The organism is Streptomyces agglomeratus (genome assembly GCF_001746415.1).
In the GTDB taxonomy this organism is placed as follows: Bacteria; Actinomycetota; Actinomycetes; order Streptomycetales; family Streptomycetaceae; genus Streptomyces; species Streptomyces agglomeratus.
Genome location: NZ_MEHJ01000001.1, coordinates 4235747 through 4262676 on the forward strand (window position 1 = coordinate 4235747; position 26930 = coordinate 4262676).

At 70.2% G+C, this 26930-nt stretch carries 25 protein-coding genes and 6 tRNA genes; 16 read left to right on the forward strand and 15 right to left on the reverse strand.

Translation table 11 applies throughout. The annotated features are described in order from the left end of the window. Positions 1–31: 31 nt before the first annotated feature. The 3 genes from AS594_RS18410 to AS594_RS18420 form a co-directional block, all read right to left on the reverse strand. A tRNA-Gly gene (locus AS594_RS18410) sits at positions 32–107 on the reverse strand. Between the two features lie 53 nt (positions 108–160). Continuing rightward, positions 161–232, reverse strand: a tRNA-Gly gene (locus AS594_RS18415). Between the two features lie 156 nt (positions 233–388). Next, complete coding sequence (locus AS594_RS18420) at positions 389–706, reverse strand: histone-like nucleoid-structuring protein Lsr2 (RefSeq protein ID WP_079144525.1); 318 nt, start codon at positions 704–706, stop codon at positions 389–391. A gap of 324 nt (positions 707–1030) precedes the next feature. On the opposite strand from AS594_RS18420, the gene purS reads away from it, so the two are divergent. The 6 genes from purS (at position 1031) to AS594_RS18450 (ending at position 7025) form a co-directional block, all read left to right on the forward strand. Next, positions 1031–1282 (forward strand): phosphoribosylformylglycinamidine synthase subunit PurS, encoded by a 252-nt coding sequence (gene purS / locus AS594_RS18425; protein ID WP_069928087.1) that lies wholly within the window; start codon positions 1031–1033, stop codon positions 1280–1282. After that, positions 1279–1959, forward strand: a complete 681-nt coding sequence (gene purQ, locus AS594_RS18430) for a phosphoribosylformylglycinamidine synthase subunit PurQ (protein ID WP_069928088.1) — start codon at positions 1279–1281, stop codon at positions 1957–1959. The genes purS and purQ overlap by 4 nt, the downstream gene beginning before the upstream one ends. After that, positions 1956–4205, forward strand: coding sequence for a phosphoribosylformylglycinamidine synthase subunit PurL (gene purL, locus AS594_RS18435; protein ID WP_069932584.1), 2250 nt, complete (start codon positions 1956–1958; stop codon positions 4203–4205). The genes purQ and purL overlap by 4 nt, the downstream gene beginning before the upstream one ends. Positions 4206–4293: 88 nt before the next feature. After that, the gene (locus AS594_RS18440; protein ID WP_069932583.1) at positions 4294–5097 is read left to right on the forward strand and encodes a maleylpyruvate isomerase family mycothiol-dependent enzyme; all 804 of its coding nucleotides are present in this window, start codon (positions 4294–4296) and stop codon (positions 5095–5097) included. Positions 5098–5267: 170 nt separating this feature from the next. After that, positions 5268–6068 carry a putative protein N(5)-glutamine methyltransferase gene (locus tag AS594_RS18445; protein WP_069932582.1) on the forward strand — a complete coding sequence of 267 codons (801 nt, stop codon included), beginning with the start codon at positions 5268–5270 and terminating at the stop codon, positions 6066–6068. An 84-nt stretch (positions 6069–6152) separates the two neighbouring features. After that, entirely contained in the window at positions 6153–7025 is an 873-nt protein-coding gene (locus AS594_RS18450; RefSeq protein WP_338120171.1) for an META domain-containing protein, read from the forward strand. Between the two features lie 178 nt (positions 7026–7203). Here the strand turns inward: AS594_RS18450 and AS594_RS18455 are convergent, their stop codons facing one another. The 3 genes from AS594_RS18455 to AS594_RS47935 all read right to left on the reverse strand — a co-directional run bounded on the left by AS594_RS18455 (position 7204) and on the right by AS594_RS47935 (position 10043). Continuing rightward, on the reverse strand, positions 7204–8274 hold the full coding sequence (locus AS594_RS18455) for a metallopeptidase domain-containing protein (RefSeq protein WP_069935173.1): 1071 nt from the start codon (positions 8272–8274) through the stop codon (positions 7204–7206). A gap of 96 nt (positions 8275–8370) precedes the next feature. After that, positions 8371–9804: a sulfatase family protein gene (locus AS594_RS18460; RefSeq protein WP_079148166.1), complete on the reverse strand. Its 1434-nt coding sequence runs from the start codon at positions 9802–9804 to the stop codon at positions 8371–8373. 146 nt (positions 9805–9950) lie between these two features. Beyond that, positions 9951–10043, reverse strand: coding sequence for a putative leader peptide (locus tag AS594_RS47935; RefSeq protein ID WP_369522843.1), 93 nt, complete (start codon positions 10041–10043; stop codon positions 9951–9953). Between the two features lie 115 nt (positions 10044–10158). On the opposite strand from AS594_RS47935, the gene purF reads away from it, so the two are divergent. Beyond that, the gene (gene purF / locus AS594_RS18465; protein ID WP_069928094.1) at positions 10159–11682 is read left to right on the forward strand and encodes an amidophosphoribosyltransferase; all 1524 of its coding nucleotides are present in this window, start codon (positions 10159–10161) and stop codon (positions 11680–11682) included. A gap of 35 nt (positions 11683–11717) precedes the next feature. Further along, on the forward strand, positions 11718–12812 hold the full coding sequence (gene purM, locus AS594_RS18470) for a phosphoribosylformylglycinamidine cyclo-ligase (RefSeq protein ID WP_069928095.1): 1095 nt from the start codon (positions 11718–11720) through the stop codon (positions 12810–12812). Between the two features lie 86 nt (positions 12813–12898). On the opposite strand, the gene AS594_RS18475 is transcribed toward purM, so the two are convergent. Together AS594_RS18475 and AS594_RS18480 are read right to left on the reverse strand one after the other, a co-directional pair. Then, positions 12899–13159, reverse strand: coding sequence for a DUF3073 domain-containing protein (locus tag AS594_RS18475; RefSeq protein ID WP_069928096.1), 261 nt, complete (start codon positions 13157–13159; stop codon positions 12899–12901). A 310-nt stretch (positions 13160–13469) separates the two neighbouring features. Beyond that, complete coding sequence (locus AS594_RS18480; RefSeq protein WP_107358086.1) at positions 13470–14552, reverse strand: Leu/Phe/Val dehydrogenase; 1083 nt, start codon at positions 14550–14552, stop codon at positions 13470–13472. Positions 14553–14750: 198 nt separating this feature from the next. Between AS594_RS18480 and AS594_RS18485 the strand changes: the two genes are divergently transcribed. Further along, positions 14751–15602: a DUF8083 family protein gene (locus AS594_RS18485; RefSeq protein WP_069932579.1), complete on the forward strand. Its 852-nt coding sequence runs from the start codon at positions 14751–14753 to the stop codon at positions 15600–15602. A 469-nt stretch (positions 15603–16071) separates the two neighbouring features. Then, the gene (gene bldC, locus AS594_RS18490; protein ID WP_003949541.1) at positions 16072–16278 is read left to right on the forward strand and encodes a developmental transcriptional regulator BldC; all 207 of its coding nucleotides are present in this window, start codon (positions 16072–16074) and stop codon (positions 16276–16278) included. Between the two features lie 419 nt (positions 16279–16697). On the opposite strand, the gene AS594_RS18495 is transcribed toward bldC, so the two are convergent. The 3 genes from AS594_RS18495 to hrpA all read right to left on the reverse strand — a co-directional run bounded on the left by AS594_RS18495 (position 16698) and on the right by hrpA (position 21104). Further along, positions 16698–16889 (reverse strand): DUF6274 family protein, encoded by a 192-nt coding sequence (locus AS594_RS18495; RefSeq protein ID WP_069928099.1) that lies wholly within the window; start codon positions 16887–16889, stop codon positions 16698–16700. A gap of 126 nt (positions 16890–17015) precedes the next feature. Then, positions 17016–17090 (reverse strand) — tRNA-Asp (locus AS594_RS18500). 93 nt (positions 17091–17183) lie between these two features. Then, the gene (gene hrpA, locus AS594_RS18505; protein WP_069932578.1) at positions 17184–21104 is read right to left on the reverse strand and encodes an ATP-dependent RNA helicase HrpA; all 3921 of its coding nucleotides are present in this window, start codon (positions 21102–21104) and stop codon (positions 17184–17186) included. A 190-nt stretch (positions 21105–21294) separates the two neighbouring features. Here hrpA and AS594_RS18510 point away from each other — a divergent pair, with 190 nt between their 5' ends. The 3 genes from AS594_RS18510 (at position 21295) to AS594_RS18520 (ending at position 23474) form a co-directional block, all read left to right on the forward strand. Next, on the forward strand, positions 21295–21663 hold the full coding sequence (locus AS594_RS18510; protein WP_141747170.1) for a hypothetical protein: 369 nt from the start codon (positions 21295–21297) through the stop codon (positions 21661–21663). Between the two features lie 222 nt (positions 21664–21885). Next, on the forward strand, positions 21886–22641 hold the full coding sequence (locus tag AS594_RS18515; RefSeq protein ID WP_069932576.1) for a DsbA family protein: 756 nt from the start codon (positions 21886–21888) through the stop codon (positions 22639–22641). Beyond that, positions 22638–23474 (forward strand): cytochrome c biogenesis CcdA family protein, encoded by an 837-nt coding sequence (locus AS594_RS18520; RefSeq protein ID WP_069932575.1) that lies wholly within the window; start codon positions 22638–22640, stop codon positions 23472–23474. Before AS594_RS18515 ends, AS594_RS18520 begins: the two co-directional genes overlap by 4 nt. A gap of 95 nt (positions 23475–23569) precedes the next feature. On the opposite strand, the gene AS594_RS18525 is transcribed toward AS594_RS18520, so the two are convergent. The 4 genes from AS594_RS18525 to AS594_RS18540 all read right to left on the reverse strand — a co-directional run bounded on the left by AS594_RS18525 (position 23570) and on the right by AS594_RS18540 (position 25467). Continuing rightward, a tRNA-Phe gene (locus tag AS594_RS18525) sits at positions 23570–23646 on the reverse strand. A gap of 22 nt (positions 23647–23668) precedes the next feature. Beyond that, positions 23669–23743 (reverse strand) — tRNA-Asp (locus tag AS594_RS18530). A gap of 39 nt (positions 23744–23782) precedes the next feature. Further along, a tRNA-Glu gene (locus AS594_RS18535) sits at positions 23783–23855 on the reverse strand. A 79-nt stretch (positions 23856–23934) separates the two neighbouring features. Further along, positions 23935–25467, reverse strand: coding sequence for a metallophosphoesterase family protein (locus tag AS594_RS18540; protein ID WP_420877802.1), 1533 nt, complete (start codon positions 25465–25467; stop codon positions 23935–23937). Positions 25468–25624: 157 nt separating this feature from the next. On the opposite strand from AS594_RS18540, the gene AS594_RS18545 reads away from it, so the two are divergent. From AS594_RS18545 to AS594_RS18555, 3 genes are read left to right on the forward strand one after another with little or no spacing between them, the layout of a single operon-like run. Continuing rightward, positions 25625–25987 carry a metallopeptidase family protein gene (locus AS594_RS18545; protein WP_028815096.1) on the forward strand — a complete coding sequence of 121 codons (363 nt, stop codon included), beginning with the start codon at positions 25625–25627 and terminating at the stop codon, positions 25985–25987. Then, complete coding sequence (locus AS594_RS18550; RefSeq protein ID WP_069928105.1) at positions 25984–26460, forward strand: fluoride efflux transporter FluC; 477 nt, start codon at positions 25984–25986, stop codon at positions 26458–26460. Before AS594_RS18545 ends, AS594_RS18550 begins: the two co-directional genes overlap by 4 nt. Then, complete coding sequence (locus AS594_RS18555; RefSeq protein ID WP_069932573.1) at positions 26457–26819, forward strand: fluoride efflux transporter FluC; 363 nt, start codon at positions 26457–26459, stop codon at positions 26817–26819. Before AS594_RS18550 ends, AS594_RS18555 begins: the two co-directional genes overlap by 4 nt. Positions 26820–26930 lie beyond the last annotated feature (111 nt).

Here is a 26930-nt window from a genome sequence, read left to right on the forward strand (position 1 = left end):
CCGGTCGTGATGACCGGGGCCTTCGTACTCATGGAGCGGACGACGAGATTCGAACTCGCGACCCTCACCTTGGCAAGGTGATGCTCTACCAACTGAGCCACGTCCGCATTTGGTGCCACCACTGTACCCGACACACCGAAGTGGTAGGTAAGCGATGTAGAGCGGGTGACAGGAATTGCACACTGCGCCTCCCCCCTGGAAGGGGGGTGTTCTACTACTGAACTACACCCGCACGCTGCTCGGGGACCGGCCCTTCGGCCTTGCCCCTCGGCGTGCTCCAGACTCTAGCCGATCACCCGGGGTGGAACGCAAGTCGGCTGCTCCCGGGGCCTGCCGAGCGTGCCCGAACCCTTCCGGTCCGGGCACCGGCCCACCTCCGCCCGGCCGTTCAGGACGCCTCCGCGAAGGCTTCGTAGACCTTCTTCGGGATGCGGCCGCGGGCCGGCACGTCCATCTGGTGCGAGCGCGCCCAGGCGCGCACCGCCGCCGGGTCGGGTGCCACGGCGGTGTGGCGGTAGACCTTGCCCGACTTCGAGTGCTTTCGGGCAGCCTCGACGAACGGTTCCAGCGCGGTGCGCAGTTTCTTTGCATTGGCGGGATTCAGGTCGATCTCGTACGACTTCCCGTCCAGGCCGAAGCTGACCGTTTCCGCTGCTTCCCCGCCGTCGATGTCGTCGGAGAGCGTGACCACTACGCGCTGAGCCACGGATATCGGTCCTTTCCTGCGGCACTACCGCGTCGGACAGCGCGTCTGACATGCGGTGATGCCGGCCTTCCGGCTGATTCTGGGCAATGTTGTTTTTCTCGCTATTCCTTTGTACAGCGAGAGGCATTGCATGGTGAAGCCCAGTTAATTCCGTCCGCGTGTCCTTCCGCAATCGGAGACGGCTGTTTTTCCGTGAATTTTTCCCCGGTTGTCGCCTCCGATACCGGAACGTGATCCACGTCAGCCTATATCTATGCGCGTAGAATTTCTGGGCGGGTACGCTGATGGAACCGCCTTCGCACCACACCACCACCGGGAGTGCCAGTGGCACGCGTCGTAGTCGACGTCATGCTCAAGCCCGAGATCCTCGACCCGCAGGGACAGGCGGTGCAGCGTGCACTGCCCCGTCTCGGCTTCGAGGGAATCGCGGACGTCCGTCAGGGAAAGCGTTTCGAGCTCGAGGTCGAGGGGCCGGTCGATGACGCCGCCCTCGCTCGCATCAACGAGATGGCCGAAACGTTCCTCGCCAACACCGTCATCGAGGACTTCACCGTGAAGGTGGAGGAGCCGAAGTGACCGCTCGTATCGGAGTCGTCACCTTTCCGGGAACGCTCGACGACAAGGACAGCCTCCGCGCCGTCCGGACCGCGGGCGCCGAGCCGGTCTCGCTGTGGCACCGCGACAAGGACCTCAAGCAGGTCGACGCGGTCGTGCTCGCGGGAGGCTTCTCCTACGGCGACTACCTGCGGGCCGGAGCCATCGCCCGCTTCTCGCCGGTGATGGAGACGATCATCGAGCAGGCGAAGGCCGGTCTTCCGGTCCTCGGCATCTGCAACGGATTCCAGATCCTCACCGAGGCGCACCTGCTGCCCGGCGGGATGCTCCAGAACAACCACCTGCACTTCATCTGCCGCGAGCAGAAGCTGCGCGTGGAGACGAGCGGGACGGCCTGGACGGCGGACTACACCGCCGGGCAGGAGATCCACATCCCGCTCAAGAACATGGACGGCCGTTACGTCGCCGAGGAGCGCGTGCTCGACGAGCTGGAGGCGGAGGGCCGCGTCGCCTTCCGCTACCTCGACGTCAACCCGAACGGCTCGCTCCGCGACATCGCCGGCATCACCAACGCCGCCGGCAACGTCGTCGGGCTGATGCCGCACCCGGAGCACGCCGTGGAGCCGCTGGTCGGCACGGGACGTACCGACGGCCTCGGATTCTTCACCTCGATCCTGAAGAAGCTGGTCAACGCATGACTCTGGACACCGTCAAGCACGCCTCACAGACCCCAGAGGCGGAGCAGCCCTGGAAGGAACTCGGCCTCAAGGAGGACGAGTACGCGCGCATCCGGGAGATCCTCGGCCGCCGCCCGACCGGCGCCGAGCTCGCCATGTACAGCGTCATGTGGTCCGAGCACTGCTCGTACAAGAGCAGCAAGGTCCACCTGAAGCAGTTCGGCGAGAAGGTCCCCGAGAACGACGCCATGCTCGTCGGCATCGGCGAGAACGCGGGCGTCGTCGACGTCGGCCAGGGCTACGCCGTGACCTTCAAGGTCGAGTCGCACAACCACCCCTCGTACATCGAGCCCTACCAGGGCGCGGCCACGGGTGTCGGCGGCATCGTCCGCGACATCCTCGCCATGGGCGCCCGCCCGGTCGCGGTCGTCGACCCGCTGCGCTTCGGCGCGGCCGACCACCCCGACACCCGGCGCGTGCTGCCCGGCGTCGTCGCGGGCATCGGCGGCTACGGCAACTGCCTGGGCCTGCCGAACATCGGCGGCGAGGTCGTCTTCGACGAGTGCTACCAGGGCAACCCGCTGGTCAACGCCGGCTGCATCGGCGTCATGAAGCACGAGGACATCCACCTCGCGAAGGCGAGCGGTCCCGGCAACAAGGTCGTCCTGTACGGCGCCCGCACGGGCGGCGACGGCATCGGCGGCGTGTCGGTGCTGGCCTCGGAGACCTTCGAGTCGACGGGTCCCGCGAAGCGTCCGGCCGTTCAGGTCGGTGACCCGTTCCAGGAGAAGCTCCTCATCGAGTGCACCCTGGAGATCTTCCGCGAGCAGCTCGTCGCGGGCATCCAGGACCTCGGCGGCGCGGGCCTGTCCTGCGCGACCTCCGAGCTGGCCTCGGCCGGTTCCGGCGGCATGCGGGTGGAGCTGGACACCGTTCCGCTGCGCGACTCCTCCCTCTCGCCCGAGGAAATCCTCATGAGCGAGTCGCAGGAGCGCATGTGCGCGATCGTCGAGCCGGACAAGGTCGACCGGTTCATGGAGATCTGCGAGAAGTGGGACGTCATCGCCACCGTCATCGGTGAGGTGACCGACGGTTCGCAGCTGGAGATCTTCTGGCACGGCGAGCAGATCGTCGACGTACCGCCGCGCACCGTGGCCCACGAGGGCCCGGTCTACAACCGGCCGTACGCCCGGCCCGCGTGGCAGGACGCGCTCCAGGCCGACGACGCGAACAAGCTGGCGCGCCCGGCGAACGCGGCGGAGCTGCGCGAGCAGGTCCTGAAGCTCGTCTCGTCGCCGAACCAGGCGTCGAAGTCGTGGATCACCGACCAGTACGACCGGTTCGTGCAGGGCAACACGGTGCTCGCCATGCCCGAGGACGCCGGCATGGTGCGGATCGACGAGAAGACGAACCTGGGCGTCGCCATGGCGACCGACGGCAACGGCCGGTACGCGAAGCTCGACCCGTACACGGGCGCGCAGCTCGCGCTGGCCGAGTCGTACCGCAACGTCGCCGCGTCCGGCGCCAAGCCGCTCGCGATCTCCGACTGCCTGAACTTCGGCTCCCCCGAGGACCCGGACGTCATGTGGCAGTTCGCGGAGGCCACGCGCGGTCTCGCGGACGGCTGCCTCCAGCTCGGTACGCCGGTGACCGGCGGCAACGTCTCGCTCTACAACCAGACCGGCGAGACCGCCATCCACCCGACGCCCGTCGTCGCGGTGCTCGGCGTGATCGACGACGTGACCCGGCGTACGCCCGTCGCCTTCGCGGAAGAGGGCCAGCTCCTCTACCTGCTCGGCGACACGCACGAGGAACTGGGCGGCTCGGCCTGGTCCCAGGTGATCCACGACCACCTCGGCGGCATGCCGCCGAAGGTCGACCTGGACCGGGAGAAGCTGCTCGGCGAGATCCTGATCTCGGCCTCGCGCGACGGCATGATCGACGCCGCGCACGACCTGAGCGACGGCGGCCTGATCCAGGCGGTCACCGAGTCCTGCCTGCGGGGCGGGAAGGGCGCGCGGCTGGTCGTGCCGGACGGGCTGGACGCGTTCGTGTTCCTCTTCTCCGAGTCGGCGGGCCGGGCGGTCGTGTCCGTGCCGCGCAGCGAGGAGCTCCGCTTCACCGACATGTGCGGGGCTCGCGGTCTTCCCGCGACCCGGATCGGTGTCGTGGACGGCGACGAGATCGAGGTGCAGGGCGAGTTCGGCATCCCGCTGAGCGAGCTGCGCACCGCGCACGAGGCGACGCTGCCGGTCCTCTTCGCCTGAGCGGCTCCCCGAACGATCATCTCGGCCCCGGTCAGTCAGTTGGCCGGGGCCGAGCCCGGGGACGGTGCCCCCGCGCTAATCTCGGGCTATGCCATCCGCCGCCCCGAAGCGCCCGCGCCCGCGCCGTTACGACCCGGCGAGGACCCGCGCCGCGGTCCTGGCGCAGTTCGGCAACGTACAGGACGCCGTACGCGATCTGACGCCCGCGCAGCTCGCGCTTCCCACGCACCTCGGGGACTGGACGGTCCGGGAGCTGGCCGCACACATCGCCCTCGCGGTGGGCGCCGTCAGCCGCTGTCTCGAACAGGCCGCGCCGCCCGCGCAGGAAGTCACCCTCCAGCAGTGGCCGTTCGCGACCGCCGCACACGCCGGGCCGATCTCCGACGCCACGAAGGCGCTCGCCGCGTCCTCTCCCGACCTCGGTGAGCTGTACGGGCGGACCCGCGACCGGCTCGCCGAACTGCTGCCCGCCGCGCCCGGCGAGCGGCTGCTGGCGACCCGCGTCGGTGCCATGCGGCTCGACGACTACCTCGTCACCCGTACCGTCGAACTGATCGTCCACACCGACGACCTGAACCACGCCGCCGGCCTCGCCGTCCCGTACGACCGTCAGGCCCTCGCCGCCTGCACGCGCCTGCTCGCCGACGCCCTCGCGGCGAAGGCGCCCGGCGGTTCGGTCGAGGTGCGCGTCCCGCCGTACGCCGTCGTGCAGTGCGTGGAGGGTCCCCGCCACACGCGCGGCACCCCGCCCAACGTCGTCGAGACCGATCCGCTCACCTGGATCCGCCTCGCCACGGGGCGTACGGACTGGGACACGGCGGTCGACGACGCGAAGGTCAGCGCCAGTGGCGAACGGGCGCACCTGGCCGGGTTGTTGCCCGTTCTCGGCTGACGGCAGAAGTTGATCATGTAGTGTGGCCGACGCCAACGCAGGACGTACGCACCAAGGAGGTGAGACCCATTACCGCTGTATCAGGTCGGGTGCTCTCATCTCGCGACCGCGCGGTCCACCGGGCATAGGGGACCGAGGGAGCGCCCATCGGCGTCCCGAAAGGGTTTCCCATGTCCCTCTGCTCCTCGCTGTCCCCTTCCGTCATCGTCACCAGGCTTCGGGCCGCCGGCTGTGTATTCGCCGAGGACGAGGCGGAACTGCTCCTTTCCACCGCCCGCGACGCCGCGCACCTTTCCGCGATGGTGGACCGCCGCGTCGTCGGCCTGCCCCTCGAACACGTCCTCGGCTGGGCCGAGTTCCTGGGCCGCCGCGTCGCGGTGGACCCCGGGGTCTTCGTTCCGCGCCGCCGCACCGAGTTCCTGGTCGAGCGGGCCGTGGCCCTCGCGCCGCCCCGTGCGGTGGTCGTCGACCTGTGCTGCGGCTCCGGAGCGCTCGGCGCGGCGCTGGCCGGGGCCCTGGAGCGGGTCGAGTTGTACGCCGCCGATGTGGACCCCGCCGCCGTGCGGTGCGCCCGGCGCAACGTCACCGCCGTTGGCGGGCAGGTCTACGAGGGCGACCTCTACGCGCCGCTGCCCGCCGCGCTGCGCGGACGTATCGACGTACTGCTCGCCAATGTGCCGTACGTACCGACCGGCGAGATAGAGCTGCTGCCCCCGGAGGCGCGCATCCACGAGGCGCGGGTCGCGCTCGACGGCGGGGCGGACGGGCTCGACGTACTGCGGCGGGTGACGGCGGAGGCGGCGCAGTGGCTGGCGCCGGGCGGTCACCTGCTGTTCGAGACGAGTGAACGCCAGGCACCGCGGGCCGTCGAGACGGTCGCCCGGGACGGTCTGCTCCCGCAGGTCGTCACCTCCGAGGAGCTGTACGCCACCGTCGTCATCGGGAGGAAGGACGCTCCGGGGGAGGGCTGACGGGAATGCGGTGCGGGGGGGAAGGCTGACGGGAATGCGGAGGGCGAGGTGCGCGGGAACAGGCGAAGGGGCACGGGAACAGAGATGTGGAACCAGAAACCCCACTCGATCCGTCCCATCGCCATGGATACGTCGCACACCCGCATCTCCGGCCCCCTCACCGGCGCCGTCACCGTCCTGGCCCTGCTGACCCTGGCCGCGTGCGGCACGGAGTCCGGCCCCGGCGCCGGAGGTGACGGCACCGTAAAGCCGGACCTCCAGGTCTCCGGCATCGACTGGACCGTGGACAGCGTCACCGTCGACGGGAAGAAGACGCCGGCGCCCGAGAAGGCCACGGTCCGGATCGACGAGAAGGGCCGGGCCAAGGGCAACACCGGCTGCAACCACTTCGGCGCCGATGTGAAGGTCAAGGGCGACACGGTCACCGTGGGCCCGGCCCAGACCACCGAGATGGGCTGTCCGAAGACCGTCGCGCACTTCGAGCAGCAGCTTCAGCGCACGTTCAAGGGTGAGCTCAAGGCCAAGATCACGGACGACAGGATGACGCTGACCACGGCCGACGGCGACATCGTCGCCCTGTCCGAGACCAAGCCCGAACCCGCGGCGCGGCTGCTCGGCACCGAGTGGCGCGTGGAGTCGCTGCGCGACGGCGACACCGCGACCTCGCTGCCCGAGGACGCGGCGGCGAAGGCGAAGCTGTTCTTCGGCGAGGACGGTTCCGTGGGCGGAAACCTCGGCTGCAACAACGTCTCGGGCAAGGCGAAGGTCTCGGGCTCCACCATCACGTTCTCCAAGATCGCTACGACCCGGAAGCTGTGCCCGCCGGCGGTGATGGACACCGAGGACGCGCTGCTAAAGATCCTCGACGGCAAGGCGGAGTACGAGATCCGTGAGCGCGCCCTGTCCCTCACCGGGGCGGACGGCAAGGGGCTGGACGCGATGGCGATCGCCAGGTAGCCCATGGCAGCCGCGCCCCCGGAGCCGGCCGGGCGAGCGGTCAAGGGGGCGGAGCGGTCGCACAGTCACGGGTGGCGGTGCGGCCAAGTGGTCACGGGTGGTCGTGCGGCCCAGTGGTCACGGGAGCGGGCGCGGGGCGGGGGCGGAGGAAGCGTCCCCCGCCCCCGCCGGTACCCCGTCACCCCGCTGGGGCCGGGCCGCCCGCCGCCCCCGGCAGGCTGACGGCGACCGTCGCCTCCGCGTCGCCCGCCGTCACGACCTTCACCGACACCTTGCGCGCGGTGTCACTCAGTTCCGTACCGGCCTTGAACGCGTCGGCGTCCGCCGCCTTGCCCTCGCCCGGCGTCGGATCGATCAGTTCCGACCTCGTGTAGTCGCCCCCGGAGACCCGGTAGGCGTGGACGCCCTGGATCGCGCCGTCGAGCGAGCCCGCCCGCGCCCGCAGCTCCACGACGAGCTTGTCCTTGTCGCCGAGCGGGACCCGCAGCGCGCGCACGCCGGTGCCGCCGCCGTGCAGCGGGCGGAGCGTGTACGTACCGGACGCGCTCACGTCGGTGAGTTCGTCGCCCGTGAGCCACTTGTTGTGGATCAGCTCCGCCGCCGACAGACCGGCCGCCGCATGTCCGCCGCCCATGACCGACTTGTGGCTGTCGCCGTCCTCCTTGCAGCCGGCGCCCAGGTCACCGTCCGCACAGCGCAGCCGCTTCTGGTGGTGGTAGCCGAGGTTGTGGCCGAACTCGTGGACCAGCGCGTCGATCGAGAAGTGCTGGGACGGCATCCACGTCTTCCCGCCGCCGACCGTGCCGAGGCCGGCGTACGCGCACTTGGCCTTCTCGTTCGGGAAGACGATCGAGACATGGTCGTACGCGCTCTCCCCGACGCCCTTCCCCGCCAGCGCCTTCTGCGCCTCGTCCGCGATCCGGCCGCTGTCGCACGCGGCGGCCATGGGGAGCGTGAGCGGTCCGATCACCTGGTCGGCGCCGGCGGGGGCGAAGGTCGTTCTGCCGCGGGTGATCTCGTCGTAGTACGAGATCAGGGAACCGTCCTTCCCGTAGTACGTGTCCTCCAGAGTCGACTTGAGCTTGGCGGCGTCGGCGAACCCGCTGTCGCTGAAGTCCACCATCACGACCTGCACGGTGCGCCGGCCGGCGGGCGCCTGGGCGGCGTGCGTCGCGGCGGGGAGCGCCGCCGACGCCAGCACGACGCCGCAGGCGAGGGCCGACAGACGGACTCGGGAGGTCGACTGCATGTGGGGGTTCCTTCCGCCGCGAAGCGAAAACAGTGGGGGAGGAGATCGTGATCACGCGCGACGTCCGCTAAACCACGACATCTCCCCCAACACCCCTCAGGACACGGCCGAGTACGGCAGCAGCCCCGCGTCCGTCCGTTCCCAGGCGGCCCGCAGCGCGGCCAGCCGGCCGGGCTCGGCCGACGCCTTGTCCGCCTGTTCGCGCGCGTCCTCGGTGAGCCGGAACAGCTGGTCCTTGCCGCCGGGGCCCCGGTAGTACTTCCACTCGCCCCGCCGCAGCGCCCGTTCACCCCGTACGCGCCAGAACAGGTCCCGCCGCGGCGCCCGTTCACCGCGCAGCAGGTACCCGGCGAGACTCGCGCCGTCCAGCGGGTACGCCGGATCGGGGCGCGCGCCGCCCAGCTCCAGCAGCGTCGCCGTCCAGTCAGGCGTGAACACCGGCACGTCGCTGACCTGGCCGCCGTCGATCCTGGCAGGCCAGCGCACGAGGGTCGGCACCCGTATGCCGCCCTCCTTCAGGGAGGACTTGTTGCCGGACAGGGGCCAGTTGTACGAGAAGCGTTCGCCGCCGTTGTCGCTCGCGAAGAAGACCAGGGTGTCCTTCTCCTGCCCCGACCGTTTCAGCGCCCCCAGCACCTCACCGACCGACCGGTCCAGGTCCTCGACCATCTCCTTGTACTTCTCGACCGAGCCGCCGTCCTGGTGCCACAGCGCCCCGCGGTCGCCCGCCTTGATCCGGCGGACGATCTCCGCGCTCCGCTCCTCGTCGCCGTCGGCGATCCAGGGCCAGTGCGGGGTGGTGAAGTTCAGGTTCAGCAGCCACGGCTTGTCGTGCTCGCGCTGTACGTACTCGCTCACCCGCTCGGTCAGGATCCGCGTGTAGTAGCGCAGGTCCTTGTACTGGGCGTCGCCCTCGTAGAGGTCGTACTCCCCGCCGGGACCCAGCTTCGAGTAGTACTCCAGCGCGCCCCCGAAGTTGCCGAAGAACTCGTCCCAGCCCGACCGCGTCGGGCTGTAGTCCGGCAGATACCCGCAGTGCCACTTGCCGATCAGCGCGGTCGCGTACCCGGCGCCCTTCAGCAGCGAGGCGAGCGTGGGGTGCGTCGGCTCCAGACCCACCGACCGGTCCGCGATCGGTTCGGCGAGCCCGCCCTTCGTACGGCCGGGGAAGCGCCCGGTGTAGAGGCTGAAGCGGGTCGGGGAGCAGGTCGCGGAGCCGGAGTACCCGTCGGTGAACCGGACCCCCTGGCGGGCGAGCCGGTCGAGGTGCGGTGTACGGATGTGAGGTGATCCGTACGAGGACAGGTCGGCCCAGCCCAGGTCGTCGCCCAGGATGAACAGGATGTTGGGCCGCCGGGAGCGCCGCTCGGCGGCGGCCCGGAACGGCCGCTCGGCGGTGGCACCGGCGGCGGCAGAGCCCGTGCCAGGGGCGGCGAGCGCCGGCCCGGCCGAGAGGCCGACGGCCGCGGCGCCCGCGCCGACGACGCCCCCGAAGGCGCGCCGGGACAGCTTCTGGTCGTGCGAGGTCACAGGGTCTCCAGTGATGAAGGGCACACCGGCCGGGCCCCGTGGCGGCGCGGATCAGCGCGCGGCCAGGGCCGGGCCGTGGCGGGGAGCGGTGCGCGGAGGCACCGGGGAAAGGAGAGGTGAACTACGGGGCGCGGCGGTGCGCGCGCCTACGCGCAGCGACAGATGGCGCTCGCGACACGGACCAGGTCGACGTGGCGGCGCTCCACAAGCGTGACGGAGAAGTCACCGAGGGGCTGCATGAGGCGGGAGCCTGACGGAGCCACCACGTACCTGTCAAGCGCAGGGTGCCGGGGAGGGGCGGCCGCCCGTATCCCCAATTCGGACCAGTGGTCGATCTCGCCTACACTCGGTGGTGTGCCTCGTGGTGATGGACGACTCAACCACGACCTGCTCCCCGGTGAGAAAGGCCCCCAGGACGCTTGCGGCGTCTTCGGTGTCTGGGCTCCCGGCGAAGAGGTCGCCAAGCTCACCTATTTCGGACTGTATGCCTTGCAGCACCGTGGACAGGAGTCCGCGGGCATCGCAGTGAGCAACGGGTCCCAGATCCTGGTCTTCAAGGACATGGGACTGGTCTCGCAGGTCTTCGACGAAACTTCCCTCGGCTCCCTCCAGGGCCACATCGCGGTCGGTCATGCCCGCTACTCCACCACCGGAGCCTCGGTGTGGGAGAACGCGCAGCCGACGTTCCGTGCCACCGCGCACGGCTCGATCGCCCTGGGTCACAACGGCAACCTGGTCAACACGGCGCAGCTCGCCGAGATGGTCGCCGCCCTGCCCAAGGAGAACGGCCGCGCGACCCAGGTCGCCGCGACCAACGACACCGACCTGGTCACAGCCCTGCTGGCCGGCCAGACGGACGACGACGGCAAGCCCCTCACGATCGAGGAAGCCGCCGCCAAGATCCTCCCCGAGGTCATGGGCGCCTTCTCCCTCGTCTTCATGGACGAGGGGACGCTCTACGCCGCCCGCGACCCGCAGGGCATCCGCCCGCTGGTCCTCGGCCGGCTGGAGCGCGGCTGGGTGGTGGCCTCCGAGTCCGCCGCCCTCGACATCTGCGGCGCCGCGTACGTCCGTGAGGTCGAGCCGGGCGAGATGCTCGCCATCGACGAGAACGGTCTGCGCACCTCCCGATTCGCGGAAGCGAAGCCCAAGGGCTGCGTCTTCGAGTACGTCTACCTGGCGCGCCCGGACACGGACATCGCCGGCCGCAACGTCTATCTCTCGCGTGTCGAGATGGGCCGGAAACTGGCCAAGGAAGCCCCGGTCGAGGCCGACCTGGTGATAGCTACGCCCGAGTCCGGCACCCCCGCGGCCATCGGCTACGCGGAGGCCAGCGGAATTCCGTACGGCTCGGGCCTCGTCAAGAACGCGTACGTCGGCCGGACCTTCATCCAGCCGTCGCAGACGATCCGCCAGCTCGGTATCCGCCTGAAGCTCAACCCGCTCAAGGAAGTCATCCGCGGCAAGCGCCTGGTGGTCGTCGACGACTCGATCGTCCGCGGCAACACCCAGCGCGCCCTGGTCAAGATGCTCCGCGAGGCCGGCGCCGCCGAGATCCACATCCGGATCTCCTCCCCGCCGGTGAAGTGGCCCTGCTTCTTCGGGATCGACTTCGCGACCCGCGCGGAGCTCATCGCCAACGGCATGACGATCGACGAGATCGGCAAGTCCCTGGGCGCCGACTCGCTCTCGTACATCTCCATCGACGGGATGATCGAGTCGACCACCATTCCCAAGGCGAACCTGTGCCGCGCCTGCTTCGACGGCGAGTATCCGATGGAGCTCCCGGACCCCGAGCTGCTCGGTAAGCAGCTTCTGGAGACCGAGCTCGCGGCCGGCCCGGCGAGCGCCGCGGCCGAGGCGCTCCGTCGCCCGTAACGCCCCCCTTTCACGACACGAAAGATCTACAACTCATGTCTGCTGAATCTGTTGGGCGTGCTGCGCACGCGGGCGAAGGTGCCAGCTACGCGGCCGCGGGCGTCGACATCGAGGCAGGCGACCGCGCCGTAGAGCTGATGAAGGAGTGGGTGAAGAAGACGCAGCGCCCCGAGGTCCTCGGTGGCCTGGGCGGCTTCGCCGGTCTCTTCGACGCCTCCGCGCTCAAGCGCTACGAGCGGCCGCTGCTCGCCTCCGCCACCGACGGTGTCGGTACGAAGGTCGACCTCGCCCGCAAGATGGGCGTGTACGACACGATCGGCCACGACCTCGTCGGCATGGTCGTCGACGACCTGGTCGTCTGCGGCGCCGAGCCGCTCTTCATGACCGACTACATCTGTGTCGGCAAGGTTCACCCCGAGCGTGTCGCGGCCATCGTGAAGGGCATCGCCGAAGGCTGTGTCCTCGCCGGCTGCGCCCTGGTCGGCGGCGAGACGGCCGAGCACCCGGGCCTGCTGGGCGAGGACGACTTCGACGTCGCCGGCGCCGGTACGGGCGTTGTGGAGTACGACCGGCTGCTGGGCGCGGACCGTATCCGTAAGGGGGACGCGGTGATCGCCATGGCGTCCTCCGGTCTTCACTCGAACGGGTACTCGCTGGTGCGCCACGTGGTCTTCGACCGCGCCGGCTGGTCGCTGGACCGCGAGGTCGAGGAGTTCGGCCGCACGCTCGGCGAGGAGCTTCTGGAGCCCACCAAGATCTACTCGCTGGACTGCCTGGCCCTCACCCGCACCACCGAGGTGCACGCTTTCAGCCACATCACGGGCGGCGGTCTTGCCAACAACCTGGCCCGCGTGATCCCGGACGGCCTGCACGCGACGGTCGACCGCGCCACCTGGACCCCCGGCGCGGTGTTCGATCTCGTCGGCAAGGCCGGTCAGGTCGAGCGGCTCGAACTGGAGAAGACTCTCAACATGGGCGTCGGCATGATGGCCGTGGTCCCCGGTGAGTCGGTGGACGTGGCCCTGGAGACCCTCGCGGACCGGGGCGTGGCGGCCTGGGTCGCCGGAGAGATCACCGAGCGCGGAGACCGCGCCACGGGCGCGACGCTTACGGGCGACTACGCCAAGTAGTCGCCGGTGGTAGCACAGAACCCGGTCCGGGGCCGAGGCCCCAGGACCGGGTTACGTGTGTAATGCCTGTTCGAGGTGTACGGACGTCAAGCGCCGCGACGATGTGCCGAAGGGCCGGACTCTTCGGTCGAGTCCTCGTCCTCGTCATCGTTGTACTGAGCCGCGTACTGTGCGTACGGGTCGTCTTCCTCGTCGTCGTCCTCGAACGGCTCGCCATTAGGCGGCTGTTGCGAAGTCGTCGAAGCGCCCAGCTCGTTGGCCAGACGCGACAGGTCAGTCCCGCCGCTGCTGTACTTCAGCTGGCGGGCGACCTTAGTCTGCTTGGCCTTTGCCCGGCCGCGCCCCATGGCTCGACCCCCTCGGTGACGGGGCTCGACGGCCCCAGAGTCTTGACACGCGTTCATGGTTCGGAACGGACTCCCCTCGGAGAGACCGGTCCGTAGGGCATCAACGGTACCTGCTTCCGGGGCCATACGGTACGCCGCCCGCATGCAACGCCTCGGCACAGAACCCTCGAGGAGCCCCGTCCTCGCTGGTCAACTGCGATTTTAACCTCTTCCGGAGGGCCGACCCGCCGACGGGGGTGAGTCATGTCTCCTCATGTCCCACCGACGGCGGGCCGGCCCCTTCCCGGAGACCGGCCCGCGAACCTCCGTGTCAGCTCCGGCGCGCCTCCGCCATCCTCTGCTCCGCGATCCGGTCGGCCGCAGCGGCCGGCGGAATGCCGTCCGTCTTCGCACGTGCGAATATTGCCAGCGTGGTGTCGAAGATCTTCGCGGCCTGCACCTTGCACCGGTCGAAGTCGAAGCCGCGCAGCTCGTCCGCCACCTGGATCACGCCGCCGGCGTTCACCACGTAGTCGGGCGCGTAGAGGATCCCGCGGTCCGCGAGGTCCTTCTCGACGCCCGGGTGCGCGAGCTGGTTGTTGGCCGCGCCGCACACCACCTTCGCCGTGAGCACCGGAACGCTCTCGTCGTTCAGGGCGCCGCCGAGCGCGCACGGGGCGTAGATGTCGAGGCCCTCGACGCGGATCAGCGCCTCGGTGTCCGCGACGACCGTGACGTTCGGGTGGCGGTCGGTGATGCGGCGTACCGACTCCTCCCGGACGTCCGTGATCACGACCTCGGCGCCGTCCGACAGGAGGTGCTCGACGAGGTGGTGGCCGACCTTGCCGACGCCCGCGATGCCGACCTTGCGGCCGCGCAGGGTCGGGTCGCCCCAGAGGTGCTGGGCCGAGGCCCGCATGCCCTGGAAGACACCGAAGGCGGTCAGCACGGAGGAGTCGCCCGCGCCGCCGTTCTCCGGGGAGCGGCCGGTGGCCCAGCGGGTCTCACGGGCGACGACGTCCATGTCGGCGACGTACGTGCCGACGTCGCAGGCGGTCACGTAACGGCCGCCGAGGGAGTTCACGAACCGGCCGTACGCGAGGAGCAGTTCCTCGCTCTTGAGCGTCTCGGGGTCGCCGATGATCACGGCCTTGCCGCCGCCGTGGTCGAGTCCGGCCATGGCGTTCTTGTACGACATGCCGCGCGCCAGGTTCAGCGCGTCGGCGACGGCCTCTTCCTCGGTCGCGTACGGGTAGAAGCGCGTACCGCCGAGGGCCGGGCCCAGGGCGGTGGAGTGGATGGCGATGACGGCCTTGAGGCCGGAGGCACGGTCCTGGCACAGCACGACTTGCTCGTGGCCGCCCTGTTCCGATCGGAACAGGGTGTGCAGGACGCCGTCGGTTGCGTCGGTCACGGTGGTGACTCCCAAGTACGAGGCGGCTTCGCCCTCCTGCGGGTGGGGAGGGCTGATGGGCAAGAGAGTAAGACCTGGCGGGCCGCCTGCGCGCGGCAGTGCCGGGGATCACCCCCTGGCGGAGTACGCGTGGGACGATTTCTTTCCGGTTTCGTGCCGGTTCTTTGAGGTTCTTTCCGGTCCGAGTGAGGAGCAGGCGTGGCCCAGGAGTCATCGGTGATCGTCCCGTACGTCTCCTATGTGCGGGTGTACGAACCGCTGGCGGCCTTCCCCGAACCCGAACGGGGTCACTGGGCGCGGTACGCCAAGCGCGAGCGGCTCCCCACCGCGCAGGACGAACTGAGGCGATCGCTGGCGGACTTGCTGCCCACCCCGCCCGTCCCGGTGCCGGTGCACGAGAGCGGCGACGCGTTCGTGACCGAAGTGGACGGAGTGGTGTGCGTATGTCCCTGGCGGACGCGGCTGCGCGGCTGGCTGGCGCTGGAGGAGCTGCCCGACCTCTTCCCGGAGCCGCTGCTGGACGCGGCGCTGCCGCCGCTGGTGCGCCGGCAGGCGGCCGCGGACTACGAGCGGTGGCTGGAGCGCAACCCGGACGCGCGGCCGTGGATCAGGAGCTCGGCCTGGCACGTGCCGCTGCGCTGGTTCGCGCTCTTCGCGGATGAGGAACGGGAGTACGCGAAGGCCGAGGGTGAGTCCGCGCCCGTACTGCGCTACCGGACGCCGATGGCCCAGGCGAGGCGGCGGGTGGCGCGGACGCTCAAGGCGCTGCGGGAGCACCTGGACGCGGAGGCCGGAGGGCCGCTCGTCGACGGCCTGGTCGACGTGGGGCGCTGGCTGGAGGAATTCCACCCGCGTTCACTGGTCGAGCTGGACTACGGCGGCTTGGTGTACGTACTTCCGGAGGAACATCTGGCCGAGGACCGCTCCGCCGCGGATGTGGCCGAGGGGATCGCGGCGTTGCGGGCGGGGGACGGCGCGGCGGCCGGGGAGGCGTACGGACGGCTCACGGAGCGGTGGCGGGTGGTGCGCGAGCGCCAGTTCGCGAACTGAGAGCATTCGGGCGGCTCCGGCGGCCGGGACGTAGGTCCTGATCCGGGCCTTTGCCTCAAGCGTGACGGACAGCACTAAGCGGGCTCTTGCGCCCATCGCCCATCCTCATGCCAAAATAGGACAAGGAGTCCGGTGAGGGCTCCTTCCGTCCAAGTAAGGGCGGATTAGCTCGGTATTGCGCGCTATGGGGGGTCTGGTGGCTCCTGATCGCTCTGTGACTGATCGTCACTGTGACGTGACTGTCCGCTATGGCATGGTCCATCGGCTTCGTCGCTGATGAACACCTGGGAGGGCAATTCCATCGGTTTGGCCGACGTGGCTGGACGGATGGTGTAGTTGTAGTGCCGAGGACAAGCCGTTCGTCCTATAACCGACTCGGCCCGCGTCCGCCATTTCGGGCAACGCGGGTCAAGGTGCAGAATTTAGAGGAAAGAACCGTGATGGTTCGGTTCTCCCGAGGAGGCCGCTCATGACCGCTCGCACCCCTGACGCCGAGCCGCTGCTGACCCCGGCTGAGGTTGCCACGATGTTCCGCGTGGACCCGAAGACGGTTACGCGCTGGGCCAAGGCAGGCAAGCTCACGTCCATCCGCACGCTTGGTGGACACCGGCGTTACCGCGAGGCTGAGGTCCGCGCACTGCTTGCGGGCATTCCGCAGCAGCGCAGCGAGGCCTGAACAACCGCATAACCCCGCTTTACCGGGCATTCCTCCGGGTCCCCCAACCCGGACGCCCACCTGAGCACCACACGACAGGCGTCTGCCCCAACAGGCGCCACATCCATGCAGAACGGGTGCGTCGTTGATCGCGCTGGACTCCGCCGGGTCCAGCGCGATCTTTTTATGCCCGCTTCCGGGTGCCCGCCGAGCGCTCCCGCCGCCCTGCTCACAGCCCCTCTGACCTGCGGGACGCCGGCTTTGCGGGGCCCCTCCGACCGCCTCGCGAGAGCCTCCCCGGAGGGGTGCAATTGCACATATTAAATTGGGCGGTTGTAGGGAGGGTGTAAGTCCTCCGGTTCCCAAAACTCGTTGGGTGACACCCGTCACACACCACAACTCTTGTGCATTCCAGGGCTGACGGCGATAGAGCCGGGGTGTCACACAGCCGGCGGGCTCTCGTCCTCACCGGCCTCCGGCTCCTCCCGGGGTTCCGGCTCGGGCTCCATGGCGAGCCGCAGGAGCCGATGGCAGATGGGACAGTGCCGCGTGAAGTGGCGGTAGCCCGTAGAGGCCGCCAGATGGGCACGCAGCAGTGCGCGCGTCTCGTGCCTGGCCGTTGATGGCGCCATGCGTCACCTCCCCGGTGCGGGCCCCCCGGTGCCCTGATGCCTGGGTACTGGTGGCGGAAGGCGCAGTCAAGACGCAAGAAGGCCCGGATCCAAACGGATCCGGGCCTTCTGCTACTTCGTATCGTGCGGTCCTGACGGGATTTGAACCCGCGGCCTCCACCTTGACAGGGTGGCGAGCACTCCAAACTGCTCCACAGGACCTTGCTTTGCCGCGCCGTACTGCGTTGCGCTGCGAAGACAGACTGTACAGCAGGTCAGGGGGTGCGGGCGAACTCACTCAAGGCGACGGAGGAGTTACGGCGCCGCGGCGTCGATCGCCGCCACGATCCGCTTGTCGGAGACCGGCCGGGACGTTCCCAGGGCGTGCGCGAAGTAGCTCACCCGCAGCTCCTCGATCATCCAGCGGATGTCCAGGACTTCCTGCGGTACGGGCCTGCCCTTCGGCAGCTGCTCCAGCAGCCAGGCGTACTCGTCCTGCATCTCGTGGACCTTCTGCATGCGCGTGGTGTCGCGCTGGACGGCCGTGGGCATCTGCTGGAGCCTGCGGTCGACCGCGACGAGATAGCGCATCAGATCGGGCAGCCGGCGCAGCCCCGTCTTCGTCACGAAGCCCGGCGGCACGAGGGCCGCGAGCTGGTCGCGTACGTCGGCGACGTTGTTGATCAGGGTCAGGCTGTTCGTGGCCTTCAGGCGGCGCTCGCACGCCTGCCAGGCGGCCAGGATCTGCTGGACCTGGTTCACCGTGCGTACGGTCGCGTCCACGAGGTCGGCGCGGACCTTGTCGTACAGCTTCCGGAACGATTCCTCGTCCCAGGCCGGCCCGCCGTGGTCCGCGATCAGCTTGTCGGCGGCAGCGGTCGCGCAGTCCTCGAAGAGGGCCTGGATCGAGCCGTGCGGATTGCGCGAAAGGGCGAGTTTCTGCTGATTGCTGAGCTTGTCCGAGGCGAACTTCGCCGGATTGACCGGGATGTTCAGCAGGATGAGCCGGCGCGTGCCCCGCCACATCGCCTGCTGCTGCTCCGCCTCCGTGTCGAAGAGCCGTACGGCGACGCTCTCGCCCTCGTCCACGAGCGCCGGATAGGCCCGTACGGGCTGTCCGGCCCTGCGCGTCTCGAAGACGCGGCTGAGCGTGCCCACGGTCCAGTCCGTGAGGCCCGTACGTTCGATCGACTCGCCCGACGGCCCCGCGGTCGCCGCGGCGGCCTTGGAGAGCGCCTGGCGGGCCTTGGGGCGCAGCTTCAGCCGCAGCGCCTCCAGGTCCTTGTCCTCGGCGAGGTTCCTGCGCCGCTCGTCGACGATCCGGAACGTGATCTTCAAGTGGTCCGGGACGCGCGAGAGGTCGAAGTCGTCCGCCTCGACCGGGACGCCGACCATCCGCTTCAGCTCGCGGGCGAGCGTGAGCGGCAGCGGCTCCTGCAACGGCACCGCGCGCTCCAGGAACTTGCGCGCGTAGTCCGGCGCCGGGACGTAGTGGCGGCGGACCGGCTTCGGCAGGGAGCGGATCAGCTCGGTGACCACGTCCGCGCGCAGGCCCGGGATCTGCCAGTCGAAGCCGTCGGACGTGACCTGGTTGAGCACCTGGAGCGGGATGTGGACGGTCACGCCGTCCGCGTCCGCGCCCGGCTCGAACTGGTACGTCACCCGGAACTTGAGCTTCCCCTGCCGCCAGGAGTCCGGGTAGTCGTCCTTCGTGACCTCCCCGGCCTTCTCGTTGATGAGCATCTCGCGCTCGAAGTCGAGAAGTTCGGGCTCCTCGCGCTTCTTGTGCTTCCACCACGAGTCGAAGTGCGCGCCCGAGACGACGTGTTCGGGGACGCGCTTGTCGTAGAAGTCGAAGAGTGTCTCGTCGTCCACGAGGATGTCGCGGCGGCGGGCGCGGTGCTCCAGCTCCTCGACCTCGGTGAGGAGCTTGCGGTTGTCCGCGTAGAACTTGTGGTGCGTACGCCAGTCACCCTCGACCAGAGCGTTGCGAATGAAAAGATCGCGGCTGGTCTCCGGGTCGATCCGGCCGTAGTTGACCTTGCGCTGGGCGACGATCGGGACGCCGTACAGCGTGACCCTCTCGTACGCCATCACTGCGGCCTGGTCCTTCTCCCAGTGCGGCTCGCTGTACGTGCGCTTGATGAGGTGCTGGGCGAGCGGCTCGATCCACTCCGGCTCGATCCTCGCGTTGACCCGCGCCCACAGGCGTGACGTTTCGACCAGCTCGGCGGACATGATGAAGCGGGGCTGCTTCTTGAACAGCGCCGAGCCGGGGAAGATCGCGAACTTCGCGCTGCGGGCCCCGAGGTACTCGTTCTTCTCGGTGTCCTTCAGCCCGATGTGGGAGAGCAGGCCGGCCAGCAGCGACTGGTGCACGGACAGCTCGGGCGCGTCGTCCTCGTTGACGTGTATCCCCATCTGCTTGGCGACCGAGCGCAGCTGGGTGTAGATGTCCTGCCATTCGCGAATGCGCAGGAAGTTCAGATACTCCGACTTGCACATCCGGCGGAAGCTGGAGGAGCCGCGCTCCTTCTGCTGCTCCCGGACGTACCGCCAGAGGTTGAGGAAGGCGAGGAAGTCGGACGTCTCGTCCTTGAAGCGGGCGTGCTGCTGGTCCGCCTGCTGCTGCTTCTCGGAGGGGCGCTCGCGCGGGTCCTGGATGGAGAGCGCGGAGGCGATCACCATCACCTCGCGCACGCAGCCGTTCTTTTCCGCCTCCAGGACCATGCGGGCCAGGCGGGGGTCGACGGGGAGCTGCGCGAGTTTGCGGCCCTGCTCGGTGAGCCGCTTCTTGGGATCCTTCTCGCCGGGGTCCAGCGCGCCGAGCTCCTGGAGGAGCTGGACGCCGTCGCGGATGTTGCGGTGGTCCGGCGGGTCGATGAAGGGGAACTTCTCGATCTCGCCGAGGCCGGCCGCGGTCATCTGGAGGATGACGGAGGCGAGGTTCGTCCGCAGGATCTCGGCGTCGGTGAACTCGGGCCGGGTGAGGAAGTCGTCCTCGGCGTACAGCCGGATGCAGATGCCGTCGGACGTACGGCCGCAACGGCCTTTGCGCTGGTTGGCGCTGGCCTGGCTGATCCGCTCGATCGGCAGGCGCTGGACCTTGGTGCGGTGGCTGTAGCGGGAGATGCGGGCGGTGCCCGGATCGATCACGTACTTGATGCCCGGGACGGTGAGAGAGGTTTCCGCGACGTTGGTGGCCAGCACGATCCGCCGGCCGGTGTGGCGCTGGAAGACGCGGTGCTGCTCGGCGTGCGACAGGCGGGCGTAGAGGGGGAGGACCTCGGTGTGACGGAGGTTCTTCTTGTTGAGCGCGTCGGCGGTGTCGCGGATCTCCCGCTCGCCGGACAGGAAGACCAGGATGTCACCCGGCCCCTCGGCCTGGAGCTCGTCCACCGCGTCGGCGATCGCGGTGATCTGGTCGCGGTCGGAGTCGTCGCTGTCGTCTTCGAGGAGGGGCCGGTAGCGGACCTCGACGGGGTACGTACGGCCGCTGACCTCGACGATCGGCGCCTCGCCGAAGTGGCGGGAGAAGCGCTCGGGGTCGATGGTCGCGGAGGTGATGACCACCTTGAGATCGGGGCGCCTGGGCAGCAGCTGGGCGAGGTATCCCAGCAGGAAGTCGATGTTGAGCGACCGCTCGTGGGCCTCGTCGATGATGATCGTGTCGTACGCGCGCAGCTCGCGGTCCGTCTGGATCTCGGCGAGCAGGATGCCGTCCGTCATCAGCTTGACGAAGGTCGCGTCCGGATTGACCTGATCGGTGAACCGGACCTTCCAGCCGACCGCCTCGCCCAGCGGCGTCTTCAGCTCGTCCGCGATGCGTTCGGCGACGGTGCGGGCGGCGATGCGGCGGGGCTGGGTGTGGCCGATCATGCCCTTCACACCACGGCCGAGCTCCATGCAGATCTTGGGGATCTGCGTCGTCTTGCCGGAGCCGGTCTCGCCCGCGACGATCACGACCTGGTGGTCGCGTATCGCCTCGGCGATGTCGTCCTTGCGCTGGCTGACCGGCAACGACTCCGGATACGTGATCTCGGGCATCCGGGCAGCACGCTGCGCCAGGCGGGCGGCGGACTTCTCCGCCTCGGCGGCGATTTCGTCCAGTACGGCCTGGCGGGCCTCGGGCTTGCGGATGCGACGGGCGCCGTCGAGACGGCGGCCGAGCCGGTGGGCGTCGCGGAGCGGCAGCCCTCCGAGCACGGTCTGGAGGTCGGCGAAGGAAGTAGACATACCTGATTCAGGATCTCACCCGCCGGTCGGGACTGGCGAACCGATTTCGGCCGCGGCGGGGGTGCGGCGGGGGTGAGGGCCGCTGCGCGGGAGCCTTTACGCTGGGCGGGACGTTCCCCGGACAGGAGATCCAGAGCCAATGCCCCAGGTCAGGCCCCCGGCCAGCCGACGGCGTCGCGGTGCGGCGACCGTGAGCGCGCTGCTGGGGATGCTGCTTGCGGTGGCTGTGCTGCTGCTGTGTACGGACCCGGGGGCCGGGGGCGTGCGTGCCTCGGAGGCTCCGGTCGCGGCCGGGGCGGTCGCGGCGCCGGAAGCCGCTCCCTCCGCCGGGGAGCGGGAGCCCGGTTGCCGTGAGCCCGGCCGGGACGGAGTGGGCAGCGTTCCCGCGGCGCCGGGGCGGGGCGGGTCGGCGCACGAGCTGCTGCCCGCCCTGCACGACGCCAGGGCCGGGGCCGGCTCCTGGGGCGCCGCCGCCGTGGTCCCGGATCCCGCCCCCGGCCACTGGACACCGCCGGTCGCCCCACCGACGCCGATGGACCTCTCGATCCTGCGGGTGTAGACCGCCGCCTCGGCGGGCCCGTTCCACGCCCCGCCCCTTCCCGCTGTGCCACTTCGCGGCTCCGCCGCGCCGGAGGTCTGCCGTTTCTCGGCCCGTCCGGCGTTCGAGGACCGCGGCCCGGGGCGGAGTCCCGGTTCGGGAAGGGTCGGGTGGGGGACAAATGCCCCGCCCACCCCGGCCCACGTCCACGTCCCGCATTCCATCCAGGAGTACCGAACACCCATGAGCTCCTCCCGTACCTCCCGTCCCAGGGCTGTCGCCATCGGCGCGGCCGTCGCCGCTGCGGCCGTCCTGCTCGGCGTCGTCTCGTACACCGCCACCAAGCCGGGCGACGCCGGCCCGCCCGTCTCCGCTGAGGTCTCCGCCGATCCGCAGGCCGGCGTCTACCCCGAACTCGCGAAGCTCGCCCGGCGCGACGCCAAGGACCCGCTCGCGCAGGGGCGGGCCGACGCGCCCGTCGTGATGATCGAGTACGCCGACTTCAAGTGCGGCTACTGCGGAAAGTTCGCCAGGGACACCGAGCCCGCCCTGGTGAAGAAGTACGTCGACGAAGGGACCCTGCGCATCGAGTGGCGCAACTTCCCGATCTTCGGCAAGGAGTCCGACGCGGCGGCCCGCGCGGCCTGGGCGGCCGGGCAGCAGGGCCGCTTCTGGCAGTTCCACGCGGCCGCCTACGCCGAGGGCGCCAAGGAGAAGGGCTTCGGCGACGCGCAGCTCAGGGCGCTGGCCGAGGAAGCCGGGGTCAAGGACCTCACGCGCTTCGGCCGCGACACCGGCAGCGACGTCGCCGCGGAGGCGGTGAAGAAGGACCAGGAGGAGGCGTACCAGCTCGGTGCGACGTCCACCCCGTCGTTCCTCGTCAACGGCAGGCCGATCGCCGGCGCCCAGCCCGCCGGGACCTTCACCGCGGCCATCGAGGCGGCGGTGCGGGCGGCGAAGGCACCGAAGGACCCGAAGGACGCGAAGGCGGGGCAGTGAGCGCCGACATCGGGTACCTCGCCGCCTTCCTCGGAGGGCTGCTCGCCCTGCTCAGCCCGTGCAGCGCGCTGCTGCTCCCCGCCTTCTTCGCGTACTCGATCGACTCGACCTCCCGGCTGATGGCCCGGACCGGCATCTTCTACGCCGGACTCGCGTCCACCCTCGTGCCGCTGGGCGCGGCCGGTTCGTACGCCGGACGGCTCTTCTACGGACACCGGGACCAGCTCGTCCTCGCCGGCGGCTGGCTGATCGTCGCGCTCGGCGTCGCGCAGATCCTCGGCATGGGCTTCGCGCCCCGCAGTATCGCCGCCCTGTCCGGCCGCATCAGGCCCACGACGGCGGTCTCCGTGTACGCGCTCGGCGCCGTCTACGGGCTGGCCGGCTTCTGCGCGGGGCCCATCCTCGGCAGCGTCCTGACGGTCGCGGCCGTGAGTGGCAGTCCGGTGTACGGCGGACTGCTGCTGGCCGTCTACGCGTTGGGCATGGCTGTTCCGCTGTTCCTGCTGGCGCTGCTCTGGGAGCGGTTCGAGCTGGGGAAGCGGCGGTGGCTGCGGGGGCGGGCGCTGCGGGCGGGGCGTTTCGAGCTGCACACCACCTCCCTGCTGTGCGGCCTCTTCTTCGTCGCGCTGGGCACGCTGTTCCTGGTGTTCGACGGCACGACGGCCCTGCCGGGGCTGCTGGACGTGGACGACTCGTTCGCCGTCGAGGAGTGGGTGAGCGGGCTCGGCGCGACGGTGTCGGACGCGGTGCTGCTGACGGGAGTGGTGGCCGTGGTGGCGGTGACCCTGACTCTGCGCGCCCGCCGCCGGAAGACCCCGGTGGAGGAGGGGTAGCACGAAAGGCCCCGTCCATGGGACGGGGCCTTCGAGGTGAGCCTGGAGCCGGGGTTACGCAAAAACCCCCGTCCACCGGACGGGGGTTTTCGAAGTGGTGGCTGGGGCCGGGATCGAACCGGCGACCTATCGCTTTTCAGGCGATCGCTCGTACCAACTGAGCTACCCAGCCACTCGGATCTCTCGATCCGCAGCGGTCCTGACGGGATTTGAACCCGCGGCCTCCACCTTGACAGGGTGGCGAGCACTCCAAACTGCTCCACAGGACCAAGCGTGGTGCGAGAACAAGTCTCGCACACGGTTGTGCGTGCCCCCAACGGGATTCGAACCCGTGCTACCGCCTTGAAAGGGCGGCGTCCTGGGCCACTAGACGATGAGGGCTAGAGCCCGCCTGGGCGCTTTGCAGCGCGTCGGGGACGTGAGAAGCATATGGGATGGCGGGACCGATCGCCAAAACGGTTTACGGGGCGTGTGAGGCGGAGGGGGCGGACGGGGATGGAGAGGGCGTCGGAGAGCCGGGCGCACCGGGCCTGTTCTCCTCCGGGAGGTGGCGGCTGACCTCGGCCGTCGTCAGTCCCAGGCCGCCCAGCGTGACCTCGTCCCAGGCCTGGAGCCGCTTGGTCGAACGGTCCAGATAGAGCACGGACGTACGTACCTTCTCCGGCTCGTCGTTCTGGAGCGCCCGCAGACCGCCGCCGCCTGTCGATCCCTCGATCTTGAGGCGGGTGCCCCGGTCGAGGACCTCGGTCTTGCGGTTGTGGACATGACCTGCCAGTACGAGCGGGACCGTGCCGTCCGTCTCGCGCGCCGCGACCGGGTTGTGCGCCACCGCGATGTCGACCGGCGTCCCGGCGCGGCGCTGGTCGCGCAGGGCCGAGGCGAGGCGGATGCCGGCCATGCGCTCGGCCGGGTCGCCCTGCGCCGCGACCGAGCGGTCCGGGGTGAACTGCGGGTCGCCGGTGCCCGCCACGCGCAGGCCCGCCACCGTGACCGCCTCGCCCTCGTCGAGCACGTGGACGCCCTTGAGCCGTTCGAGGTAGCGCTGGGTGGCGAGCGAGTCGTGGTTGCCGCGCACCCAGACGTACGGGGCGCCGAGGTCCGGGATCGGGTCCAGGAAGCCGTTCTCGGCGGCGGTGCCGTGGTCCATCGTGTCGCCGGAGTCGATGATCACGTCGATGTCGTACTGCTCGACGAGCGAGCCGATGATGTGCCACGACGCCGGGTTGAGGTGGATGTCCGAGACGTGCAGGACGCGCATCGTCGCCGGGTCCGGCTGGTAGGTGGGGAGCGTCGAGGTGGCGTCGTAGAGCTTCGTCACGTTCGTGACCAGGCGCGCCAGCTCCTTCTGGTAGACGTCGAACTCGCTGACGATGCTGCGGGCGTTGCCGACCACCGAGGGCGCGGAGGAGAGGAGCCCGGAGAACTTCGGCTCCAGGACCGACTTGGGGTTCCAGGTGGCGTACGCGCTGATGCCCGAGGCCGCCAGCAGGGCGAGCGCCAGGTTGCCCGCCGCGAGAGCGCGGCGCGGGCGGCGGTACACGGCGAGGCCGAGCGCGGTGGCGCCCGAGACGACGGCGACGCAGGAGCGTACGGCCAGCTCGGTGGCGCCGGCGGCGACGTCCTCGGTGACCTCGTCCTGGAGGCCGGACAGGCGCTCGGGGTGTTCGACGAGGGCCTGGGAGCGGACCGGGTCGAGCTGGTCGACGTCCACGTCGAGGCGCAGAGGCGCGGTGTGGGTGTCGAGTTCCAGGGCGCCCAGCGGGGAGACGTTGATCTTGGTGCCGCCGGCGGCGGACGCGCGGAGCGTCATGGTCGTGTCCATCGGGCCGACCGGAGCCCGGACACTGCCGACGATCAGCAGTCCCAGCCAGGCGCCGCACAGGACCACCGCGGCGAGGCCGAGCGTCCGCGCGTAGGGATGCGGGCCGGGGACGAGGGTGCCGGCGGGGGCGGGGCGGCGGGAGCGGTAGTGCGCTCGAAGTCGGTTCAGCATGCTGGTGGGCATTCGGTTGTGCATTCGGGTCGGCGGCCGGGTCGGCGGGCACGGAGAGGGGCGCTGGCCATTGGTCCCGTATGCCCATGCGGGCGGGGACCCATGCTCACCGGGGCTCAGCCCTCCCCGTCGCACGGATTTACGTGACAATGGCGGGGTGCTGGAGATGACGCGTGAGGAGTTCGAGGAACTGGTCGCCGAGGCGCTGGACAGGATCCCGCCGGAGCTGACGCGGCTGATGGACAACGTCGCGGTGTTCGTGGAGGACGAACCGGCGACGGACGATCCCGACCACGGCCCCGACCTGCTCGGGCTGTACGAGGGAACCCCGCTGACGGACCGTGGCGAGTGGTACGCCGGGGTGCTGCCGGACCGGATCACGATCTACCGGGGGCCGACGCTGCGGATGTGCGAATCCCGGGAGGACGTCGTCGCGGAGACGGAGATCACCGTCGTCCACGAGGTGGCGCACCACTTCGGAATCGACGACGAGAGGCTGCACGCGCTGGGGTACGGGTGAGCGGAGGGGCCGGCGCGGAGCGGGCGGTCGACCCCGATGTCGATCTGCACGTGCCCGCGCAGCGTGCCGAGACCGCCGGCCGCGCCAAGTGGCGGGTGCTCGGCGCGGTCTCGGCGGGCGGTGTGCTGGGGGCGCTTGGCCGGTACGGAGCGGCGGTGCTGTGGCCGGGGAGCGTCTGGACGACCTTCGGGGTCAATGTGCTGGGCTGCGCGCTGATCGGCGTACTGATGGTGCTGGTGGGCGAGCAGGGCCGCGGGCATGCGCTGGTGCGGCCGTTCCTCGGGGTCGGCGTGCTCGGTGGCTTCACCACGTTCTCGACCTACGCGGCGGATGTCGTGCGGCTGCTGGAGCGGGGTGAGGCGCTCACCGCCGCGGCGTACGCCGCCGGGACGCTCGTGGGGGCGCTGGGCGCGGTGTGGGCAGGGGTGGCGGTGACGCGGGCGGCCGTGGCGCGCGGCGAGGCGGCCCGGTGACCTGGCTGCTGGTGGCGGTGGGGGCGGCCGTCGGGGCGCCCCTGCGGTATCTGACGGACCGTGCGGTGCAGGCGCGGCACGAAGCGGTGTTCCCGTGGGGCACGTTCGTGGTCAACGCGGGCGCGAGTCTGGTGCTGGGGGTGCTCACGGGGGCGCTGGTGTCCTCGGCCACGTACGCGCTGCTCGGAACCGGGCTGTGCGGGGCCCTGTCGACGTACTCGACCTTCAGCTACGAGACGCTGCGGCTGGCCGAGCGCGGCCGGAGGCTCCTCGCGGCGGCCAACGTGGGCGCTTCGCTGCTGGTGGGGCTCGGCGCGGTCGTCGCGGGGTCCGGGATCGGGCGGGCGCTGGCGGGCTAGCGGGCCCGTCCGGGCGTGTCCTCCGGCCGTCCCCTTGCGTGTCCCTTGTGGGCCAAAGGGAGTTGGACAGTGAAATCCCGCCCCCCGTGCCCCGGAGGTGCCGCCCGTGCG

Bases quoted from the DNA above. Each gene is read 5' to 3' on its own strand.
- purL (WP_069932584.1), top strand. From the start codon at position 1,956: ATGACTCTGGACACCGTCAAGCACGCCTCACAGACCCCAGAGGCGGAG.
- AS594_RS18440 (WP_069932583.1), top strand. From the start codon at position 4,294: ATGCCATCCGCCGCCCCGAAGCGCCCGCGCCCGCGCCGTTACGACCCG.
- AS594_RS18445 (WP_069932582.1), top strand. From the start codon at position 5,268: ATGTCCCTCTGCTCCTCGCTGTCCCCTTCCGTCATCGTCACCAGGCTT.
- AS594_RS18450 (WP_338120171.1), top strand. From the start codon at position 6,153: ATGTGGAACCAGAAACCCCACTCGATCCGTCCCATCGCCATGGATACG.
- AS594_RS18455 (WP_069935173.1), bottom strand. From the start codon at position 8,274: ATGCAGTCGACCTCCCGAGTCCGTCTGTCGGCCCTCGCCTGCGGCGTC.
- AS594_RS47935 (WP_369522843.1), bottom strand. From the start codon at position 10,043: ATGCAGCCCCTCGGTGACTTCTCCGTCACGCTTGTGGAGCGCCGCCAC.
- purM (WP_069928095.1), top strand. From the start codon at position 11,718: ATGTCTGCTGAATCTGTTGGGCGTGCTGCGCACGCGGGCGAAGGTGCC.
- AS594_RS18475 (WP_069928096.1), bottom strand. From the start codon at position 13,159: ATGGGGCGCGGCCGGGCAAAGGCCAAGCAGACTAAGGTCGCCCGCCAG.
- bldC (WP_003949541.1), top strand. From the start codon at position 16,072: ATGACCGCTCGCACCCCTGACGCCGAGCCGCTGCTGACCCCGGCTGAG.
- AS594_RS18495 (WP_069928099.1), bottom strand. From the start codon at position 16,889: ATGGCGCCATCAACGGCCAGGCACGAGACGCGCGCACTGCTGCGTGCC.
- hrpA (WP_069932578.1), bottom strand. From the start codon at position 21,104: ATGTCTACTTCCTTCGCCGACCTCCAGACCGTGCTCGGAGGGCTGCCG.
- AS594_RS18515 (WP_069932576.1), top strand. From the start codon at position 21,886: ATGAGCTCCTCCCGTACCTCCCGTCCCAGGGCTGTCGCCATCGGCGCG.
- AS594_RS18540 (WP_420877802.1), bottom strand. From the start codon at position 25,467: ATGCTGAACCGACTTCGAGCGCACTACCGCTCCCGCCGCCCCGCCCCC.